This window comes from Faecalicatena contorta (assembly GCF_003149105.1).
Lineage (GTDB): Bacteria > Bacillota > Clostridia > Lachnospirales > Lachnospiraceae > Muricomes > Muricomes contortus_C.
On sequence record NZ_QGDS01000002.1, the window covers coordinates 197,313 to 216,481 of the forward strand.

Below are 19,169 nucleotides of genomic sequence, written 5' to 3' on the forward strand. Positions count from 1 at the left end.
ATTGGGAACCTTTGTTTTCATACATAGGATGAGGGTGGAATTCTTCCGGCAGCGGAGGATGTGGTTCTCTTTGGAGGGGGATATATAAAATAGTTACAGCTGCATAACTGATTTGTAATAAAAAATAAGAAGAAAAGAGGTTTTTGTTATGCCAACAACATATGCACATTACAGATTTGGAAAGGATGTAATCGGTGCCCTTCCAAGGCCGCTGGAGCAAGCGGTGAAAAATAACCGGGAATTATTTGATATTGGTCTTCATGGACCGGATATCTTATTTTACTATAGAGCATTTATGCCGAATCCAGTAAGTGCACAGGGATATGCACTTCATGATAAGATGGCAGACGAGTTTTTCAGACATGCGGCAGGTGTAATTGAGAAGGCGGAAAATGTCGCAGCGGCCAGGGCGTATATGTATGGATTTATCTGCCACTTTGCTCTGGACAGTGAATGCCATAAGTATATTGAGAAGATGATTCATATCAGTGGAATTACCCATTCGGAGATTGAGAAAGAGTTTGACAGATATCTTTTGACAGAGGACCACATCAATCCGATGACTTATCTTGCTACAAAGCACATTCACCCAAGCCTTGACAATGCCCGGGTAATTGCTCCATTTTTTGAAGATTTGCCGGCAGAGACGGTGAAGAAGGCACTAAGTTCTATGATATTTTATCATAAGCTGCTTTTAGCGCCCGGACAGGGAAAACGAAAGTTGTTATTTGGCGGCATGAAGCTGATAGGGCAATATAACTCTATGCATGGGATGGTAATGAATGAACAGCCCAATCCTCAGTGTGAAAACTATTGCCTTTTATTAAAAAAATTATATGCCGGGGCTGTGCCATTGGCGGTGGACTTGATTATTAAATTTCAAAAGGTTTTGTTCCAGAATGCGGAACTGCCGGTACGGTTTCATGAGACATTCGGGGCAGGGGAGCACTGGGAAGAGCTGCCGCTTTAGGAAGTAAGAATATACCATTAAGGAGATGCAGTATGGAGGATTTCGTAAAATTAGAGGGAATAACTAAGGCTTACAAGATGGGGGAGGTGGAAATCTGTGCGGTTGATGGGATTGATTTTGCAATTCAAAAGGGTGAATTTGTCATTATCGTAGGTCCCAGCGGTGCAGGGAAGACGACTGTCCTGAATATCCTGGGAGGGATGGATACAGCTACAAGCGGGAAAATTACAGTAGACGGAGCTGACATCGCAAGCTGCAATGCAAGGCAGCTGACTGGTTACCGGAGAAACGACATTGGATTTGTATTCCAATTCTATAATTTGGTTCCTAACCTGACAGCTCTGGAGAATGTGGAACTTGCCCTTCAGATATGCAAAGATCCGCTGGACGCCAGAGAGGTGCTGGAGGATGTAGGGCTGGGAAACAGGCTGGATAATTTCCCGGCACAGCTTTCCGGCGGAGAGCAGCAGCGTGTGTCTATTGCACGTGCTCTTGCAAAGAATCCCAAGCTTTTGCTTTGTGATGAGCCTACCGGTGCTCTGGATTATAATACAGGAAGGTCCATTTTAAAACTGCTCCAGGACATGTGCCGGGAAAGAGGAATGACAGTTATCGTCATTACACACAATTCGGTTCTGGCACCTATGGCGGACCGTCTGATCCGTATTAAGAATGGAAAGGTGTCAAGTATGGAAGTGAATAAGAATCCGGTATCCATTGACAAGATAGAATGGTAGGTCAGTATATGAGCAAAAAAGCATTAAGAAAAGATTTTTATATGGAAATCCGAAGGAGCCTGGGACGCTTCCTATCCATTTTCTTTATTGTGGCAATCGGAGTTGCGTTTTTCTCTGGTATTCGCTCGACGGAGCCGGATATGCGGCTGTCAGGGGATGCCTATTTTGATTCGAAGGACTTAATGGATATTAAGGTCGTTAGTACATTGGGGCTGACAGAAGATGACCTGGAAGCCATGAAAAAGGTAGACGGTATTGAGAAGGTGGAAGCAGGATACTCAGTAGATGCGCTCTGTACCGTGAAGGACAGCAGGGAAGTTGTACATATTTTCTCTCTTCTCCCCTCCATGAATAAAGTAACTGTGGAGGAAGGACGGATGCCGGAGGCAGCAGATGAGTGTCTGGTGGATGTGGACTTTCTGTCCGGCAGCGGATATAAAATCGGAGATAAGATTACCTTTCTCTCAGGGACTGAAGAGGATATAAAAGACACTCTGAAAAAAGACACCTTTACGATTGTAGGAGCAGCAAGCAGTCCGGGTTACATCTCTTTTCAAAGGGGGAGCAGTACCATAGGAACAGGTGTAGTCAGCGGATTTGTATGTGTACCGGAAGACAGCTTTGATATGGAGGTGTATACAGAGCTGTATGCTTCGGTAGACGGGGCAAAGGAACTGACGGCATTTACGGATGCTTATGATGATAAAGTGGAAGGTATCATAGATAAGGTTGAAGAAATCCGCAAAGAGAGACAGGAAGCCCGGTATCAGGAAATTGTAGATGAGGCAGAGGATAAGCTGGATGACGCGAAAAAAGAACTGGCGGATTCCAAAGCCGAAGCAAATAAAAAGTTAGAAGATGCCAGAGTACAGCTTGAGAATGGCAGGAAACAGATAGAAGACGCCAGGGCGGAAATTGCAAATGGGTATGCACGGTTGGAGGATTCCAGGAATCAACTGATTCAGAAGCAGGATGAGGTGACTTTAGGATATGAGGAATTAAATGCCCAGTTGAATGTATTGAATGAAAATATAAATGAGCTCAATCGGGCCAAGGAGCAATATGATGCTTTGGCGGCAAGCGGTCTAAGTGATGAACAGACCCAGCAGACTCTGCAGTTTATGTATGCCCAGATAACTGAGGGAGAAGCACAGATTGAAGCTGCCCGCACTCAGCTTGATGGAGCAAAAAGCCAGTTGGATGACGGACAGAGGCAGATTAATGACGGCTGGGGGCAGATGGAGCGGGCCCAGGCAGAGCTTGCATCCGGAGAGGCGAAACTGGCATCAAAGGAGCAGGAACTGAATGATGCCCAAAAAGAATATGAAGATGGAAAAGCGGAGGCGGACAGTAAGATTGCGGATGGTGAAAAGAAAATCCGGGACGCCGAGGATGATATCAGCAAGATAGAACATGCAAAATGGTACATTTCGGACAGAAGCCATTTGCCGGAATATACAAGCTATGGAGACAATGCAGACCGTATAAAAGCAATTGGGAAGGTGTTCCCTGCACTGTTTTTTCTGGTTGCGGCACTTATCAGCCTGACAACTATGACCCGAATGGTGGAAGAGCACAGAACACAGATTGGAACTTTGAAAGCTCTCGGTTATGAACGTCATTCTATAGCAGCCAAATATATAGGGTATGCAAGTCTGGCAACTGTCGGCGGCAGTATATTCGGAATGTTGGTTGGCGAGAAGATTCTGCCGTATATTATAATTACAGCGTATGGAATTTTATACCGGCATATGGATGTTGTGCTGATTCCCTATAATCTGTATTACGGGCTGGCAGCTACACTGGCGGCATTGGCATGTACTCTGCTTGCAACAATTTTCTCCTGCTTTAATGAACTGCGGCAGCAGGCTGCGGAGCTGATGCGCCCGCCCACACCAAAGCAGGGCAAAAGAGTGTTCATGGAGCGGATTCCATTTCTTTGGAAAAGACTGAACTTTATATGGAAAGCAACGGTGAGGAATCTGATCCGTTACAAGAAGCGGTTCTTTATGACAGTCTTTGGCATCGGAGGATGTATGGCATTGCTTTTGGTGGGATTTGGATTAAAGGATTCCATATTTGATATCGCATTGCTGCAATATAGTGAAATCCAGTTATATGACGGTAACATTATTCTCAATGAAGACGCCTCAGAAGAGGAAAAAGAAGAGTCATTCAATGAACTGACTTCTGATAACAGAGTGGAGAGTACTGCAAAGAACCTTTTACAGCAGGTGGAGGTTTCCCACGGGAAGACAACAAAGGATGTATATATGAACGTGCCGGAAAATGTGAAGACGTTTTCTGATTTTACTGTGTTCCAGAACCGTATAACCAAAGAGCATTATGAACTGAGTGATTCCGGTATTATTTTGACTGAGAAGATGGCAAAAATGCTTGATGTGAAGGAAGGCGACAGCATTACAATAAAGGATGATGTCAAGGGAGAGCTTGAGGTTAAGGTGGAGAGCATCTGTGAAAATTATTTGGGGCACTCTCTTTACATGTCAGCAGAGTACTATGAACAGTTATATGAAAAAGTACCTGAGTATAATTCGGTATACTATAAAATGAAAGCAGATAAGATGAATGACCTGGAAAAAGTGGGAGAGTCTATTCTTGAGTCAAAAGGTGCTCTGAGTGTGAGCTATACTAATGATATACAGGCCCAATTAGATGATATGCTGGGCAGTTTGAATATTGTACTGGTAGTTCTTGTAATATCAGCGGGAATGCTTGCTTTTGTGGTGCTGTATAACTTAAATAATATTAATATCACTGAGCGTCAGCGGGAACTGGCAACTTTGAAGGTTCTGGGATTCTATGATAATGAAGTGTCGGCATATGTGTACCGTGAGAATATCATACTGACTATAGTGGGCTCCCTGGCCGGAATTTTGATGGGAAGAATCCTTCATCAGTTTGTCATTGTAACGGTGGAAATTGATTCAACCATGTTTGGAAGAAATATTGATTTCAGCAGTTTTGTCTATAGCTTTTTAATTACAATGGGCTTCTCCTTTTTTGTAAACGGAGTGATGTACTTTAAACTCAGGAGAATTGATATGGTAGAATCTTTGAAAAGTGTGGAGTAGAGGCAAAAACATTGGAATTCCTCACAGTATTCACATTTTTTACATACTTCCCTGCTATGATACCTTTAAAGAAGGGGTGCCTTCTTGAACATTAGCAGGTCAGGAAGTATGCCCTATTGAATGTTAGCAGTTCGATTAAGTACAGATGGGAGACGATTAGGATGGAGAAAGCGAAAATTTTAGTTGTTGATGATGAAAGCAGAATGCGTAAGCTGGTGAAAGACTTTCTTACAAGAGAAGGATATATGGTTTTGGAAGCCGGAGATGGCATGGAGGCCATGGATCTTTTTTATAAAGATAAGGATATTTCTTTAATCATATTGGATGTTATGATGCCTAATATGGATGGCTGGCAGGTTTGCCGGGAGGTACGTGAAAACTCCAAGGTGCCGGTTATTATGTTGACAGCCCGCTCTGAGGAGAGGGATGAACTTCAGGGATTTGAACTGGGGGTAGATGAATATATATCCAAACCATTCAGTCCCAAGATTCTGGTGGCGAGAGTGGGAGCCATTCTCCGAAGGTCCCAGGGGGCAGTCGTGGAGGATGTGATAGATGCCGGTGGCATTGTGATCGATAAAGCGGCTCATATTGTGAAGATAGGTGATAAGGCGATAGATTTAAGTTATAAGGAGTTTGAGCTTTTGACTTATTTTGTGGAAAATCAAGGGATTGCCCTATCCAGAGAGAAAATATTAAATAACGTGTGGAACTATGATTATTTTGGTGATGCGCGTACAATTGATACTCATGTGAAGAAATTAAGAAGCAAACTGGAAGATAAGGGGGAATATATCAAAACAATTTGGGGGATGGGATACAAATTTGAGGTAGAGTCATGAAACACTCCATAAGACGGCAGATGATGGTCGTGTTTGTCGGACTGATTGTTTTCATATTTGTATTGATATTTGCGGTAAATTCCGGTTTTCTGGAAGAGTATTATATTATTCACAAGCAGGCCGACCTGACCAATACTTACAATGCAATAGATAAGGCCCTTACAGACAAGAATATTGATACGGATTCTGTGATTGCAAAACTGACCCGTCAGACAGAAAAGGCGAATATTTCAGCGGTTGTTATGCAGACTGACGGAACAATTACATTTTCTACAGTGAAAGATGAAAGCAGCCCCCTTTATCTGAAGCTGCTGGCCTATATGTTCAATAAAAACAAGGACACGGGAAGAATACTGAGAACTGCAGATTCCTATCAGATTTATAAAACAAGAGACTTTATGACGCAGACAGAATACCTGGAAATGTGGGGAGTGCTTTCAGATAACTCCATTTTTGTAATGCGAAGCCCTCTTGAGAGTATCCGGGAGAGTGCGGGCCTGGCTAATAAGTTTCTTGTATACATGGGAGCGCTTGCAATTGTTCTGGGAGGTATTTTAGTGAGTTATTTTTCCAGGAGGATTACAGAGCCTATTAAGGAATTGGCAGTGTTATCCCAGCGCATGGCAAATCTCGACTTTGAAGCCATGTATACCAGTGGAGGAGATCATGAGATCGGAGTTTTAGGACGGAATTTTAATGCAATGTCATCTCGCCTGGAAAAGACAATCTCAGAGCTGAAAAGTGCGAATAACCAGCTGCAGGCGGATATTGAACAGAAGGAAAGGCTTGAGAATATGCGCAATGAGTTCCTGGGTAACGTATCCCATGAATTAAAGACCCCTATTGCGCTGATTCAGGGCTATGCAGAGGGATTGAAAGAAGGGGTCAATGATGACCCGGAGAGCCGTGAGTTTTACTGTGATGTCATTATGGATGAGGCAAATAAAATGAACCAGATGGTGAGGAACCTGCTGATACTGAACCAGTTAGAATTTGGAGCCCAGGAGCTGGAGTTTAAGCGTTTCGACATCGTGGGAATGATATGCGGCGTGCTGGCAAGCTGTGAAATTCTTATCCAGCAGGCGGAAGCGTCTGTGGATTTTGTTGCCGATGAAAAGGTTTATGTGTGGGCAGATGAGTTTAAGACAGAGCAGGTAATACGCAACTACCTGACGAATGCAATTCATCATGCGGAGAATGAAAAGCGGATTGAAATTCGTGTAATCTCCAAAGAAAAAACTGTGAGGATTACGGTGTTTAACAGTGGAAAACCCATACCGGAAGAGGATATGGATAAACTTTGGGATAAGTTTTATAAGGTAGACAAGGCCCATACAAGAGAGTACGGCGGAAACGGAATCGGACTGTCTATTGTAAAGGCAATTATGGAATCCTTCCATCAGGGATACGGTGTGAAAAGTTTTGAAAATGGAGTGGAGTTTTGGTTTGAGCTGGACAGGGAAGCCGCAGAAGAAAAAGGTACAAGGGAAATGCTGTTGCCTGGCACCTAAAATATCTTGAAAAACACTTAAAAGTAGGATAAAATACTATTAATAAGGCATACAATGTGCCAACTGGCAACGGTCGGTATCATGTGTGCCTTATTTTTGGTATTTCTGTTTCGTTTCTGACAGTCATTGGGAGGAAAGAGAGAGGAGAATAATATGTTCGACAAAGTGAATGCGGTAGTAGAGTCAGTAAATGGTGTAGTGTGGGGATGGGGAATGATAGTTTTATTGTTTGGAACCCATATATTTCTCACAATCCGTACAGGGTTTATCCAGAACAAAGCAATTTCGAAAGGAATCAAACTATCTGTTACGAAAGATGAGGGGGCAGAAGGCGAGGTTAGTCAGTTTGGGGCATTGACTACGGCGCTTGCATCTACCATCGGTACAGGGAACATTATCGGAGTAGGGACTGCGGTTGCAATGGGAGGACCGGGAGCCGTACTTTGGTGCTGGTTGACCGGCGTATTTGGGATTGCTACAAAATATGCAGAATCCCTGATTGCCGTAAAATACAGAGTTAAGACGGAAGACGGAAGAATGCAGGGCGGTGCAATGTATGCATTGGAACGCGGTCTGAATATGCGCTGGCTGGGAATGATTTTTGCAGTTTTTGCAGGATTTGCTTCTTTTGGAATCGGCTGTGCGACCCAGGTAAATGCAATAGCTGCAGTTTGCCAGGAGAATCTGGGGATTCCGCCTTGGATTGTAGGGGTAGTAATTGCACTTTTAACTGCAGTAGTCATATTTGGAGGTATTAAGAGTATTGCAAGAGTGTGTGAAATGCTGGTTCCATTTATGGCGGTATTCTATGTTTTGGGTTGTTTGATTATTTTGATAATTAATTATGATTTTATTGTGCCTGCGATTGTAACAATCTGTAAGCTTGCATTTACACCGGGAGCCGCAGCAGGAGGGCTGGTCGGAGGAGGAATCCGTCTGGCAATGAGGTATGGAGTGGCAAGAGGGCTGTTTTCCAATGAATCAGGTATGGGTTCTGCACCGATTGCGGCAGCAGCAGCTCAGACAAGAAACCCGGTACGTCAGGCTCTGGTATCTTCCACAGGTACGTTTTGGGATACGGTTGTAGTATGCCTGATGACTGGTCTGGTACTTGTTTCAACGATTATGAAAAACCCGGCAATCAATGCAGACGAAATAGCCAACGGCGGAATACTGACTTCAATGGCATTTGCACAGATTCCTTATTTAGGGCCTGTTATCCTGGTTGTAGGTATTATTTCATTTGCTTATTCCACAGTTTTAGGCTGGGCATATTATGGAGAGCGCTGTGTAGAGTATTTTGCAGGAAAGAAAGGGCTTATTCCTTACCGTGCTCTTTATGTGATTGTAGCTGCGATTGCACCGGTTCTGGCACTGGATTTGGTTTGGCTTATAGCGGACACGCTGAATGCACTGATGGCCATACCGAACTTGATTGCGGTATTGCTTTTGTCACCGGTTATTGTGAAGGAGACGAAAAAATATATCAATAACCTGGATGCTGTAGATGAAACTCCGGTACCTGTCATCAAGACCGGACGGGGAAAGAAAGATTGAAAAAATAAAGGAGTTACATATGATAGCAATTATTGACTATGATGCAGGGAATATAAAAAGCGTAGAGAAGGCACTGCTCTTTTTAGGGCAGGAGGTTGTAATCACTGGGGAAAAGGAAGAGATTTTAAAGGCGGATAAAGTCATTCTTCCCGGTGTGGGAGCCTTTGGAGATGCAATGGAAAATCTGAGGAAATATGGGCTTGATGAGGTGATTCATCAGGTGGTTGCCAAAGGCACCCCGTTTATGGGAATTTGCCTTGGGCTGCAGCTTCTGTTTGAAAGAAGTGATGAGGCACCGGGTATTCCGGGGCTGGGGATTCTGGAAGGAGAGATTCTGAGGATTCCCATGCAGGATGGTCTTAAAATTCCTCATATGGGCTGGAATTCTCTCTGCCTGGAGAATGACGGAAAGCTGTTTGCGGGAGTTACACAGCAGTCATATGTTTACTTTGTACATTCCTATTATTTAAAGGCAAAAGAGGAAAATATTGTAAAAGCCTCTACAGAATACAGCACTCATATACACGCTTCTGTGGAAAAGGGGAATGTGTTTGCCTGCCAGTTCCATCCGGAGAAGAGCAGTGATGTTGGAATGCAGATACTGAGGAATTTTGTGGAACTGAATCAGGAGGAAATGTGATGTTTACGAAAAGGATTATCCCCTGCCTGGATGTAAATGCAGGCAGGGTTGTGAAGGGTGTTAATTTTGTGGACTTGCGGGATGCCGGTGATCCGGTGGAGATAGCGAAGGCATATGATAAAGCCGGCGCGGATGAGCTGGTGTTTCTGGATATAACTGCCTCTTCTGATGCAAGGGAGACCGTGGTGGACATGGTGAGGAAGGTAGCACAATGTGTCTTCATCCCGTTTACGGTTGGCGGAGGAATCCGGACAGTGGACGATTTCAAAGCTCTGCTTAGAGAAGGCGCGGATAAAATATCTATCAATTCTTCCGCAATCAACACCCCGAATCTGATACAAGATGCCGCCGGGAAATTTGGCAGCCAGTGCGTAGTAGTGGCAATTGATGCAAAGAAAAGGGCAGACGGAAGCGGCTGGAATATTTATAAAAATGGCGGCAGGATTGATGTAGGTATAGATGCAGTAGAGTGGGCGAAGAAGGTAGAAAGTCTGGGGGCGGGAGAAATTCTGCTTACAAGCATGGACTGTGACGGTACAAAAGCTGGGTATGACCTGGAGCTGACCCGTACTATAGCAGAAAGCGTATCTATACCAGTCATTGCATCAGGCGGTGCGGGAACACTGGAGCACTTTAAAGAAGCGCTGACAGACGGTAAAGCAGATGCGGCACTAGCTGCTTCACTTTTCCATTATAAGGAGCTGGAAATCAGGGAAGTAAAAGAATACCTGAGAAAAGAAGGCATTTCTGTAAGGATGTAAATATGGAAGGGTACTGAAAGGAATCAGACCACCTTATGTAATACGAATGGTTCAGTAGGAATAAGTTGCATAAGCGAAGATAGGAGTGTATACATATGTCAGGATTAAGTGGTGATTGGTATGAAGCTTTAAAAGATGAGTTTAAAAAGCCTTATTATAAAAAATTATTTGACCGGGTAAATGAGGAGTACCGTACGCACAAGATTTTTCCTCCGGCAAATGATGTTTTTAATGCATTCCATTTAACACCGCTGAAGGATGTGAAAGTGGTAATTTTAGGACAAGACCCTTATCATAATGACGGGCAGGCCCATGGACTCTGTTTTTCTGTGAAAAAAGGAGTGGACGTTCCCCCTTCCCTGGTTAATATTTATCAGGAACTGCGTGATGACCTGGGATGTACAATTCCAAACCATGGCTGTCTGACAAAATGGGCAGAGCAGGGTGTATTAATGCTGAATACAGTGCTTACAGTACGGGCACACCAGGCAAACTCTCTTCGCGGAATTGGCTGGGAAGAGTTTACCGATGCAGCCATCCTGGCTCTGAACAGCCAGGATAAGCCTATTGTGTTTATTTTATGGGGGAGTCCTGCACAGCGTAAGAAAGCTATGTTAAATAACCCCAGGCACCTGATACTGCAGGCGCCTCATCCCAGTCCGCTGTCGGCATACCGGGGGTTTTTCGGCAGCAAGCCCTTTAGCCAGACAAATGAATTCTTGAAACAAAATGGAATAGAACCTGTGGACTGGCAAATAGATTAGAAGTTAAGGCTGCAGTTTAAGTATAAGGCGAACTGTAATCGGGTTTATGGATGAACTGTAACCCTTTGAGGGAAAGCTATGGGAAAAGAAAAGGAAAAAGAAAAAAATTGCCCGATATGTGGAAATCATTGTCCCCGGGAAAAACTGAAATGCAGCAGGGGAAGAAAATATTTTGAGAAATTGGAAGGTAAGAATTCCAAAGAAGAAAAGAAACATAAGAAAAAAGATGGTCATGCAGGTAAGAAGAAGGATAAAAGTGACCATAAGAATAAAAAGAAAGATAAACACGAGGATAAAGAAAAAAAGATAAACAAGGACAAGAAGAAAGATTGATACAATTTATAGTATCTACTGTTACATACTTAACAGGGGAGCCGAAAAGCTAGTCCATATCTGGCGGTTCCAGCAAATATATATTGCCAAATGGCGCTGCACTGATCAAGTGGGGCGCTTTTTTATATACTAGGAAACGCGCAGTTTCCTAGTATATAAAAACCACTCCAAATACTTACAGCTATACAAGAGTGAGATGTGAGGAAACATAAAATTAATTGAAAAGTTCATAAAATTTTCACAATAAATGTCAGCACTCATACTTGACGAGTGATAAAACATATGTTATATTACAAATAGAACAAAGGGACGGAAGAAAAAGAACCTCCAGTCACCGGTTCTGGGTAACAATTTTGACATCAATGTCCATTCGGAAATACCGGATGGTAAATTTGAAAGGAGAGATGACTTATGTTGATGCCTAGTATTTTTGGAGAAAACTTTATGGATGATTTCTTTGGATTTCCAGAAAGGTATTTTGGAAGAAGTTTTAACACAAACAGAATGATGCAGACTGATGTTGCGGAAACAGATGATGGTTATGAAGTAACTATGGATCTTCCGGGATTTAAGAAAGAAGATGTAAAGGCTGAGCTGAAAAATGGATACCTGACTATCACCGCAAATACCAACACGAATAACGATGAAAAAGATAAAAATGGTAAATATATCAGAAGAGAAAGATATAGTGGTACCTGCAGCAGAAGTTTCTATGTAGGTGAGAACGTAACCCAGGAAGATATCAAGGCAAGGTTTGAGAATGGTACCCTGAAACTGGATATCCCGAAGAAAGAGAAACCAAAAGTGGAAGAATCAAAATGGATCTCCATTGAGGGATAATTTGATAAAGTTTCTTGCAATAAGCCGGGATTCTGCCACAAGGGACAGCAGGATCCTGGGCAAGAAAAAATCGAAGACAAATCGAACCCGTATAAATAGAGTTCCTATGCAATGAGAGACGCAGCTAATGATTTTGGCAGTGGTCTCTCTTTTTTAACATTTGTCAGTAGTGGAGGTGAAAGTTATGACGGCAAAAAGAGATTATTATGATATACTGGGAATAGAGAAAAATGCCGATGCCGGTGAAATCAAGAAAGCATATAGAAAGCTGGCTAAGAAATATCACCCGGATACAAATGAGGGAAATGCCGAGGCTGAGCGGAAATTTAAGGAAGTCAGCGAGGCATATGCTGTGCTAAGTGACCCTGAGAAGAAAAGCATGTATGACCAGTTCGGGCATGCGGCTTTTGAAGCGGGAGCCGATGCAGGTAACGCTTACACTGGGAATACCTATAGCAAAAAAGCACATACCGACGGAGGAAGCGGCTGGAGAGAATATCATTTCCAGGGTGGCGATATGGATGACATGTTTGGAGATTTGTTTGGGGACATGTTCCATGAAAATAGAAAGCAGGGCCCCAGGACCCGGAGCTTTCACAGGAGCGGTTTCTATGGCGATGGATTTGACGGAGGGTTTTCGGGAGGATACACAGGAAAGGGTGAGGACTTGAGGGCAGAGATTTCCGTTAGCTTTGATGAAGCAGTATTTGGATGCGACAAGATAATTACTCTGCAGGATTCGGAAGTTCCCGGAGGAAGACAGTCGCTTAGCGTACACATTCCGGCCGGTATTGACACTGGTCAGAGCATTCGCCTTCGGGGAAAGGGTATGCCAGGAATTGGGGGAGGAGAACCCGGAGACTTATTTTTGAAAGCCAGAGTTGGAACAAAACCAGGATATGAACGGAAAGGTCTGGATGTGTATACAACAGTTAATATCCCGTATACCACTGCCGTATTTGGCGGGGAGGCAATAGTCCACACTTTATATGGAAATGTAAGCTGCAAAATTCGTGAAGGGACACAGTCCGGGAGTAAAATACGCCTGAGGGGAAAAGGAATCGTCTCAATGAAAAACTCAGAGGTGCGCGGAGACCAATATGTAACAGTGCAGATTCAGGTTCCGAAAAAGTTAAACCCTGAAGCAAGAAAGAAATTAATGGAGTATGAACAAGCATTCTGATAAATAAACTGGGTGTGAAGTGATTGGTGCATACGTTGGACACATGTGTGACTTGCTTCAAAGGGAAAGTACTAAATCATTTCATGTCTGGGTTACTAAAAATTAAGGAAAATTTAACAAATTATGCTGGAAAATATTTGGTTTTTAGAAGTATCATATAGATAATTTATTGGACGAAGGAGGGGCTTTGTGAACAGGGTTATTGAAGTGAGAAATTTATATAAGCTGTACCGGGTGGGTGATTCAGTGGTGCGGGCGCTCAATGGAGTAGATTTTGAGATAAATGAAGGGGAATTTTGTGCAATTGTGGGCACATCAGGCTCTGGAAAATCTACTCTTTTAAATATGCTTGCCGGATTGGAAAAGCCCACAAAAGGAGAAGTTATTATAAGCGGACAGCACATGGAGGGCTTGAAAGAAGACGGGCTGGTTAAGTTCAGGCGTGAGAATGTAGGTTTTATTTTCCAGTCGTTTCATTTGATTGGAACGATGAATGCACTGGAAAATGTTGCTCTGCCGCTGACTTTCCGGGGAGAGGCTAAAAGCAGCCGCTTAAAGAAGGCTGATGAGATGTTGAATTTGGTGAATTTGAAAAAGCATAAGAAGCACCTGCCCAATCAGATGTCAGGCGGGCAGCAGCAGCGTGTTGGCGTGGCGAGAGCACTGGTAGTAAACCCAAGGATTATATTTGCAGACGAACCAACGGGAAATCTGGATTCCCATACATCTGAAGAAGTGATGAAACTAATGCAGCAGGTAGTGTGGGAGCAGAAAAAGACATTAGTTATGGTTACCCATGATAATCATTTAGCCTCATACGCAGACAGAGTATTCCATATTACGGATGGAAAAATTGTGAAAATAGAAGATAACCGTAAAAAGAGGGAGGAAAAGAAACATGAAATTGTTTAAGAAGAGTGTGGGAGTAGTAATAAGTCTTGCTTTAGCGGTAATTATGATACTGCCTATGGGAGTACAGGCTGCGGATGAAACATTGACACCTAAAATGAAGGTATTATCGATAGGAAAAGAACAGTCAACACCAGGATATAAGGCAGAGGATGTTGAACAGCTTTTAGAATTCAATGTAGAGATAGAGAATCAGGGGAACGGGGATGCAAAGAATGTAATAGTCACGCCAATTATTAAAAATGCACTTGACTGGCCTTTTGAGATAGATAAGATAAACAATGCGGTTCCATTGGGGGATATCCCAGCGGGGCAAAGTGTGGAAAAAACAGCGAAGTGGGAAGGGCTCAAGGTTCGTTCTGATGTGGAAACAAAGCCTTATAGGCTAGATTTTCTTATAAGCTGTGAGAATGGAGATAATCCGATTGAGATATCCATTTATGTGAAGACAACGGCAAAGCCAGCACCAGAACCAGCTCCTGAGCCGGAGCCGTCCCCACAGCCTGATCCAGGTGATGGAGGTTCTTATGACGGCGGTATTTCCAACAATGAGCCTGTTGTTGCAGGAGGCGGAGAATCGGGAAATGCTTCTGTACCTCGTGTTATTGTGACCGGATTTAGTACAGACCCTGGTGCCGTGAATGCGGGCGGAGATTTTAAATTAATTGTACATTTAAAGAATACTTCTTCAAAGACGGCCGTTTCAAATATGCTGTTTGACTTACAAGCGCCCTCATCCGGGACGGAGGCAGCGGCCGAGGCACCTGCATTTCTGCCGTCCTCCGGTTCCAGTTCGATTTATCTGGACAGTATTCCAGCCGGAGGAACCAGGGACATTTCGATAGATTTGAATGCAAGGGCGGACTTGGTACAGAAGCCATACAGCATTGCAATGTCCATGAGATATGAAGACAACAATGCAATCCAGTATGAAAGTTCCTCCAGCCTTGCCATTCCTGTAAAACAGTCTGCCAGATTTGAATTTAGTGATTTGGAAATTGCCCCCGAAGCGGTAGCAGTGGGAGAGGAAGCGAACATTACATGCAGCCTTTACAATACCGGACGTATCAAATTGTATAATGTGAAGGTGAAATTCCAGGGAGAAGGAATTGATTCGAAAGAAGTATTTTTAGGAAATGTAGATTCAGGAGCTACAGGCTCTATTGATGGAATTGTAACTGCAACACAGGAGAGTGCAGGCGACCAGAAGTTTAAAATGGTTGTGACCTATGAAGATGAATCAGGAAAGGTTTCCAATGCAGAAAAAGAGTTTACAATGCAGATTACACCGGAGCAGCTTCCGATGGATATGTCACAGATGACGGATGTACCTGCTGAAAAAGGATTGCCTGTAATTCCGATTATCATTGGTTTGATAGTTGTTGCAGCAGTTGTTGTTACAGTTTTCATGATTCGGAGGAAAAAGAAAAGAATAGAGTCTGTAGAAGAGGAGGACTTGTTAGATGAGGTGGATCGATTTACTGAGGATGAGTAGCGGCAACCTCAAACGCAGAAAACTTAGAACCTTTCTGACTATTCTGGGTGTTGTTATCGGAACTGCCTCCATAGTTGTCATGATATCTTTAGGTCTGGGTATGCAGGAATCCATGTATCGGGAAGTGGAGCAGTCAGGCGGAATGACAAGCCTCACAGTTATGGGTAAACAAACTGAAGGCGGAATGTACTATAGTATGGGTGGATATACTGACCAGGAGGAGTCTGATAAATATATTACGGATGATGTGATAAAACAGCTTCAGCAGCTTGAGCATGTGAAAAGTGCTGATCCTGTTTTGGAGGCCAGTGTTATAGCACTGAAAGGAAAGTATATTGGTTATCTTCAGCTAAAAGGTGTGACTCCGGAAGCTATGGAGCGGCAAAATATGAAGCTGGCACCGGGCGGAAAACTGCCGAACCCTGACAGCGCGAATCTGGAACTGGTTTTTGGAAATGGCGTACTGACTTCATTCTATGAGAAGTCCACTAACAGGGGATATTGGGACACCGGAGAACTCCCCGATATTGATTTGTTAAATGATCAGATGTTCCTGATACTGGATCAAGATAGTTACTTTCAGAGTCAGAGCGCAGGCTCCGGGGCAGCAATGGGAGATACCGGAGGGGACAGTTCCCAGGGGGCGTCCCGTACTGCAAAAAAATATGTGGTGAAAGCCAGCGGTGTTGTTGACGGTGATGTGGAATCTTATAATGCCAATTATTACTACGTTTATTGTGATATAAACAAGCTGGCGGATATGCTGAAGAAAGAATTCCGGGGCCGGGTAATTCCCGGACAGCCCAGTACAAAATCGGGTAAGCCATACAGACAGTTTGTTTATACCTCCGCCTCTGTACAGGCAGAAGATATTAATGATGTAGATGAGCTGTCAGCTACAATTAGAAATATGGGATTCCAGGTGACAACGAATGCTGAATACATGGAAAGCATGAAGAAGCAGTTTGCAATGGTTCAGGCAGTTCTTGGAGGAATCGGAGCCGTTTCCCTGTTTGTTGCTGCTATTGGTATTGCAAATACAATGATGATGTCCATTTATGAGCGGACGAAAGAAATCGGTGTCATAAAGGTTCTTGGATGCGGGCTGAAAAATATTAAGCAGATGTTTCTTTTAGAAGCGGCATTCATTGGATTCATTGGAGGTGTCGCTGGAAATATACTTAGCTTTGGTTTATCCTTTATTATCAATCTGCTGACAGGAAATGGCAGTGCTATGGGATTAGATGGAAATATTTCTTATATTCCATCCTGGCTGGTACTTGCCTCTATGGCATTTGCTGTATTTGTAGGCATGGCAGCAGGGTACTTTCCGGCACTACGTGCTATGCGGCTAAGTCCGCTGGCGGCGATACGAAATGAATAGGTAATCCATCAAACGCTATCTACAAGGCAGAAAAACTTGTTAGATAGCGTTTTTATCTTGACTTTAAATAAAACCTAAAATATAATGAGTGTATACTCATTGAATGGGGACTCATTATATGAAATCAAAAAGACAATTACAAAAGGAAAATACACGAAGGAAAATTATTGAAACCGCATATGCGGTTTACTCTGAACAAGGTTTTTCTGCCACAACAGCAATTATTGCAAGGGAGGCAGGTATATCACATGGAACTGTCTTCGTGCATTTCCCATCGGTGGAGAATTTGCTTTGCTCACTGATAGAGGAGTTTGGAGATGACCTGGGATTAGAGATACACCGTTTAGCAGAGACTAGCAGCGATATTGAAGAGTTCTTGAGAGCATATCTGAATGTTTTGGCCCGATACGAAAAATTTTATATCCGGCTTATAGCTGAAAGAAGTTCACTGCCGGAAGATTCACAGTTAACATTTGCCAATATCGGATCAATCACCGCCTATCATTTTAGCCAGGTAGTTGAGCGGAAGAGAAAGGTTCAGAAAATTAAAAATATCCCGATACACTTGATATTTAACACATGGATGGGATTGATACATTACTATTTGCTGAACAAAGATTTCTTTTCCCCGGATGCGCCGCTTTTAGAAAGGTTTGGTCCGGAGCTTACAGCAGTTTTTTTAAAATTAATAAAAGAATAAATAGGAGGCGTTACAATGAAAAAATGTATTGCTTGTGGTATGCCAATGAAAGAAGTTTCTGAATTTGCGGGAGGTGACACAAATAAGGAGTATTGCGTTCACTGTGCCCGGCCTGATGGGTCTATGCAGTCGTTCGAAGAAAAGAAGGCTGGTATGATTAACTTTATAATAAAAACACAGGGCTTTGATAAAACGGCGGCAGCTCAAATGGCTGAAAACAGTATGAAAAAACTTCCGGCATGGAAAGAATATTTTGAGTAGGTGTTTGTATGGAAAGTTTGTCTTCTTTACCTAATATAGGAAAAGTTTTAGAAAAGAACCTGAACAAGATAGGCATCTACACTAAGGAACAGCTTGTGCAGATGGGGAGCGAGGAGGTTTTTATCCGTATCAGGCTGCTGGCTGACAGCGGTGCCTGCCTGCATATGCTTTATGGAATACAGGGTGCTATAGAAAATATAAGGTATACTCAGCTTGCAGAAGAAACAAAGCAGGAGTTAAAAGAGTTTTACAAGGGGCTATGAGGCAGCTTTGATTAAAAAGGACATTTTATTATGAAAGAACCAAATAACTTGCATGAAGAAAATGAATATACAGATGGACTGTTTCCATATCAGATGTACCGGATAAACCGGGACGGGATTACCCCGCCCGGCAGAGGTTACAGAGACCTGCATTGGCATGAGGAGCTTCAGTTTACCCTGGTTACCCGCGGAGATGTATCAATTCAGGTGAATGGAGATATGTATCATCTCTCTGCAGGGGAGGCAATTTTTATTAACTCTGGCCTGCTGCATATCACGGATTATATTTCTGATAATGGGGAGTATGTTAGTTTTAACTTTCCTGATAAACTGCTTTCTTTTTTTGCAGGCAGCAGAATGGAGCAGTCTTATGTTCTGCCATTTACGACGAACTTTACCCTTCCTGTTACTACTCTCCATAAAGATGTGGGATGGCATAAGGAGGTTCTGGAATATTTGTGGGAATTAGAAGCGTTGATGCAGGATCGGAGCGTCTTCGGGTGGGAATATCTTATATCATTAAAAACCAATAGTATGTGGTATATATTGACAAAAAATCTTTCAAGTTCTGTGATTCAGACACCCAAGAACTTCATCCGTAAGCAGCAGAGAATGCAGATGCTGCTTAATTATATCCATGAGCATTATCACGAGAATATTACACTGGGGGATATTGCACTATCTGCCCATATTAGCAGCGGAGAGTGCTGCCGCTGTTTTAAAAGCCTGCTGCATGTTACTCCTTCAGAATATTTATGCAACTATAGAATTGATAAAAGCATCGGCCTTCTGAATAATACAAATCATTCGGTCACTGTAATTGCAGGGATGGTTGGGTTTAACTACCTTAGTAATTACATTCAGCATTTTAAGAATAGAATTGGAAAAACTCCTGGAGAATATAGAACGAATAAACAGTAAAAT

General features: G+C 43.0%; 19 protein-coding genes. All 19 read left to right on the forward strand.

Annotated features, from left to right (window positions below; genetic code table 11):
- The first annotated feature begins 148 nt into the window (after window positions 1-148).
- Window positions 149-970: a zinc dependent phospholipase C family protein gene (locus A8805_RS04340; RefSeq protein ID WP_109708980.1), complete on the forward strand. Its 822-nt coding sequence runs from the start codon at window positions 149-151 to the stop codon at window positions 968-970.
- 32 nt (window positions 971-1,002) lie between these two features.
- Window positions 1,003-1,707, forward strand: coding sequence for an ABC transporter ATP-binding protein (locus tag A8805_RS04345; protein ID WP_109708981.1), 705 nt, complete (start codon window positions 1,003-1,005; stop codon window positions 1,705-1,707).
- Window positions 1,701-4,802, forward strand: a complete 3,102-nt coding sequence (locus A8805_RS04350) for an FtsX-like permease family protein (protein ID WP_330405722.1) — start codon at window positions 1,701-1,703, stop codon at window positions 4,800-4,802. The genes A8805_RS04345 and A8805_RS04350 overlap by 7 nt, the downstream gene beginning before the upstream one ends.
- A 161-nt stretch (window positions 4,803-4,963) precedes the next feature.
- Entirely contained in the window at window positions 4,964-5,644 is a 681-nt protein-coding gene (locus tag A8805_RS04355; protein ID WP_109708982.1) for a response regulator transcription factor, read from the forward strand.
- A complete protein-coding gene (locus A8805_RS04360; protein WP_109708983.1) occupies window positions 5,641-7,155 on the forward strand; it encodes a sensor histidine kinase in 1,515 nt (504 codons plus the stop codon). Before A8805_RS04355 ends, A8805_RS04360 begins: the two co-directional genes overlap by 4 nt.
- A 153-nt stretch (window positions 7,156-7,308) precedes the next feature.
- Window positions 7,309-8,712, forward strand: coding sequence for an alanine/glycine:cation symporter family protein (locus tag A8805_RS04365; protein WP_109708984.1), 1,404 nt, complete (start codon window positions 7,309-7,311; stop codon window positions 8,710-8,712).
- A 19-nt stretch (window positions 8,713-8,731) separates the two neighbouring features.
- Window positions 8,732-9,352, forward strand: a complete 621-nt coding sequence (gene hisH, locus A8805_RS04370) for an imidazole glycerol phosphate synthase subunit HisH (RefSeq protein ID WP_109708985.1) — start codon at window positions 8,732-8,734, stop codon at window positions 9,350-9,352.
- Window positions 9,352-10,113, forward strand: coding sequence for an imidazole glycerol phosphate synthase subunit HisF (hisF, locus tag A8805_RS04375; RefSeq protein ID WP_109708986.1), 762 nt, complete (start codon window positions 9,352-9,354; stop codon window positions 10,111-10,113). Before hisH ends, hisF begins: the two co-directional genes overlap by 1 nt.
- 95 nt (window positions 10,114-10,208) lie before the next feature.
- Complete coding sequence (ung, locus tag A8805_RS04380; protein ID WP_109708987.1) at window positions 10,209-10,877, forward strand: uracil-DNA glycosylase; 669 nt, start codon at window positions 10,209-10,211, stop codon at window positions 10,875-10,877.
- A 78-nt stretch (window positions 10,878-10,955) separates the two neighbouring features.
- A complete protein-coding gene (locus A8805_RS04385) occupies window positions 10,956-11,210 on the forward strand; it encodes a hypothetical protein (protein ID WP_109708988.1) in 255 nt (84 codons plus the stop codon).
- Window positions 11,211-11,621: 411 nt separating this feature from the next.
- Window positions 11,622-12,050, forward strand: coding sequence for an Hsp20/alpha crystallin family protein (locus A8805_RS04390; RefSeq protein WP_109708989.1), 429 nt, complete (start codon window positions 11,622-11,624; stop codon window positions 12,048-12,050).
- Window positions 12,051-12,234: 184 nt separating this feature from the next.
- Window positions 12,235-13,233, forward strand: coding sequence for a DnaJ C-terminal domain-containing protein (locus tag A8805_RS04395; RefSeq protein ID WP_109708990.1), 999 nt, complete (start codon window positions 12,235-12,237; stop codon window positions 13,231-13,233).
- A gap of 189 nt (window positions 13,234-13,422) precedes the next feature.
- Window positions 13,423-14,145 (forward strand): ABC transporter ATP-binding protein, encoded by a 723-nt coding sequence (locus A8805_RS04400; protein WP_109708991.1) that lies wholly within the window; start codon window positions 13,423-13,425, stop codon window positions 14,143-14,145.
- Complete coding sequence (locus A8805_RS04405; RefSeq protein WP_109708992.1) at window positions 14,132-15,637, forward strand: COG1361 S-layer family protein; 1,506 nt, start codon at window positions 14,132-14,134, stop codon at window positions 15,635-15,637. The genes A8805_RS04400 and A8805_RS04405 overlap by 14 nt, the downstream gene beginning before the upstream one ends.
- The gene (locus A8805_RS04410; RefSeq protein WP_109708993.1) at window positions 15,606-17,021 is read left to right on the forward strand and encodes an ABC transporter permease; all 1,416 of its coding nucleotides are present in this window, start codon (window positions 15,606-15,608) and stop codon (window positions 17,019-17,021) included. The genes A8805_RS04405 and A8805_RS04410 overlap by 32 nt, the downstream gene beginning before the upstream one ends.
- A 118-nt stretch (window positions 17,022-17,139) precedes the next feature.
- Entirely contained in the window at window positions 17,140-17,721 is a 582-nt protein-coding gene (locus tag A8805_RS04415) for a TetR/AcrR family transcriptional regulator (protein ID WP_109708994.1), read from the forward strand.
- A 15-nt stretch (window positions 17,722-17,736) separates the two neighbouring features.
- Window positions 17,737-17,982 carry a zinc ribbon domain-containing protein gene (locus tag A8805_RS04420; RefSeq protein WP_109708995.1) on the forward strand — a complete coding sequence of 82 codons (246 nt, stop codon included), beginning with the start codon at window positions 17,737-17,739 and terminating at the stop codon, window positions 17,980-17,982.
- A gap of 8 nt (window positions 17,983-17,990) precedes the next feature.
- Window positions 17,991-18,245, forward strand: coding sequence for a TfoX/Sxy family protein (locus tag A8805_RS04425; protein WP_109708996.1), 255 nt, complete (start codon window positions 17,991-17,993; stop codon window positions 18,243-18,245).
- A 30-nt stretch (window positions 18,246-18,275) separates the two neighbouring features.
- Window positions 18,276-19,166: an AraC family transcriptional regulator gene (locus A8805_RS04430; RefSeq protein ID WP_109708997.1), complete on the forward strand. Its 891-nt coding sequence runs from the start codon at window positions 18,276-18,278 to the stop codon at window positions 19,164-19,166.
- Window positions 19,167-19,169 lie beyond the last annotated feature (3 nt).

Bases quoted from the DNA above. Each gene is read 5' to 3' on its own strand.
- A8805_RS04340 (WP_109708980.1), top strand. From the start codon at position 149: ATGCCAACAACATATGCACATTACAGATTTGGAAAGGATGTAATCGGT.
- A8805_RS04345 (WP_109708981.1), top strand. From the start codon at position 1,003: ATGGAGGATTTCGTAAAATTAGAGGGAATAACTAAGGCTTACAAGATG.
- A8805_RS04350 (WP_330405722.1), top strand. From the start codon at position 1,701: ATGGTAGGTCAGTATATGAGCAAAAAAGCATTAAGAAAAGATTTTTAT.
- A8805_RS04355 (WP_109708982.1), top strand. From the start codon at position 4,964: ATGGAGAAAGCGAAAATTTTAGTTGTTGATGATGAAAGCAGAATGCGT.
- A8805_RS04360 (WP_109708983.1), top strand. From the start codon at position 5,641: ATGAAACACTCCATAAGACGGCAGATGATGGTCGTGTTTGTCGGACTG.
- A8805_RS04365 (WP_109708984.1), top strand. From the start codon at position 7,309: ATGTTCGACAAAGTGAATGCGGTAGTAGAGTCAGTAAATGGTGTAGTG.
- hisH (WP_109708985.1), top strand. From the start codon at position 8,732: ATGATAGCAATTATTGACTATGATGCAGGGAATATAAAAAGCGTAGAG.
- hisF (WP_109708986.1), top strand. From the start codon at position 9,352: ATGTTTACGAAAAGGATTATCCCCTGCCTGGATGTAAATGCAGGCAGG.
- ung (WP_109708987.1), top strand. From the start codon at position 10,209: ATGTCAGGATTAAGTGGTGATTGGTATGAAGCTTTAAAAGATGAGTTT.
- A8805_RS04385 (WP_109708988.1), top strand. From the start codon at position 10,956: ATGGGAAAAGAAAAGGAAAAAGAAAAAAATTGCCCGATATGTGGAAAT.
- A8805_RS04390 (WP_109708989.1), top strand. From the start codon at position 11,622: ATGTTGATGCCTAGTATTTTTGGAGAAAACTTTATGGATGATTTCTTT.
- A8805_RS04395 (WP_109708990.1), top strand. From the start codon at position 12,235: ATGACGGCAAAAAGAGATTATTATGATATACTGGGAATAGAGAAAAAT.
- A8805_RS04405 (WP_109708992.1), top strand. From the start codon at position 14,132: ATGAAATTGTTTAAGAAGAGTGTGGGAGTAGTAATAAGTCTTGCTTTA.
- A8805_RS04410 (WP_109708993.1), top strand. From the start codon at position 15,606: ATGAGGTGGATCGATTTACTGAGGATGAGTAGCGGCAACCTCAAACGC.
- A8805_RS04415 (WP_109708994.1), top strand. From the start codon at position 17,140: ATGAAATCAAAAAGACAATTACAAAAGGAAAATACACGAAGGAAAATT.
- A8805_RS04420 (WP_109708995.1), top strand. From the start codon at position 17,737: ATGAAAAAATGTATTGCTTGTGGTATGCCAATGAAAGAAGTTTCTGAA.
- A8805_RS04425 (WP_109708996.1), top strand. From the start codon at position 17,991: ATGGAAAGTTTGTCTTCTTTACCTAATATAGGAAAAGTTTTAGAAAAG.
- A8805_RS04430 (WP_109708997.1), top strand. From the start codon at position 18,276: ATGAAAGAACCAAATAACTTGCATGAAGAAAATGAATATACAGATGGA.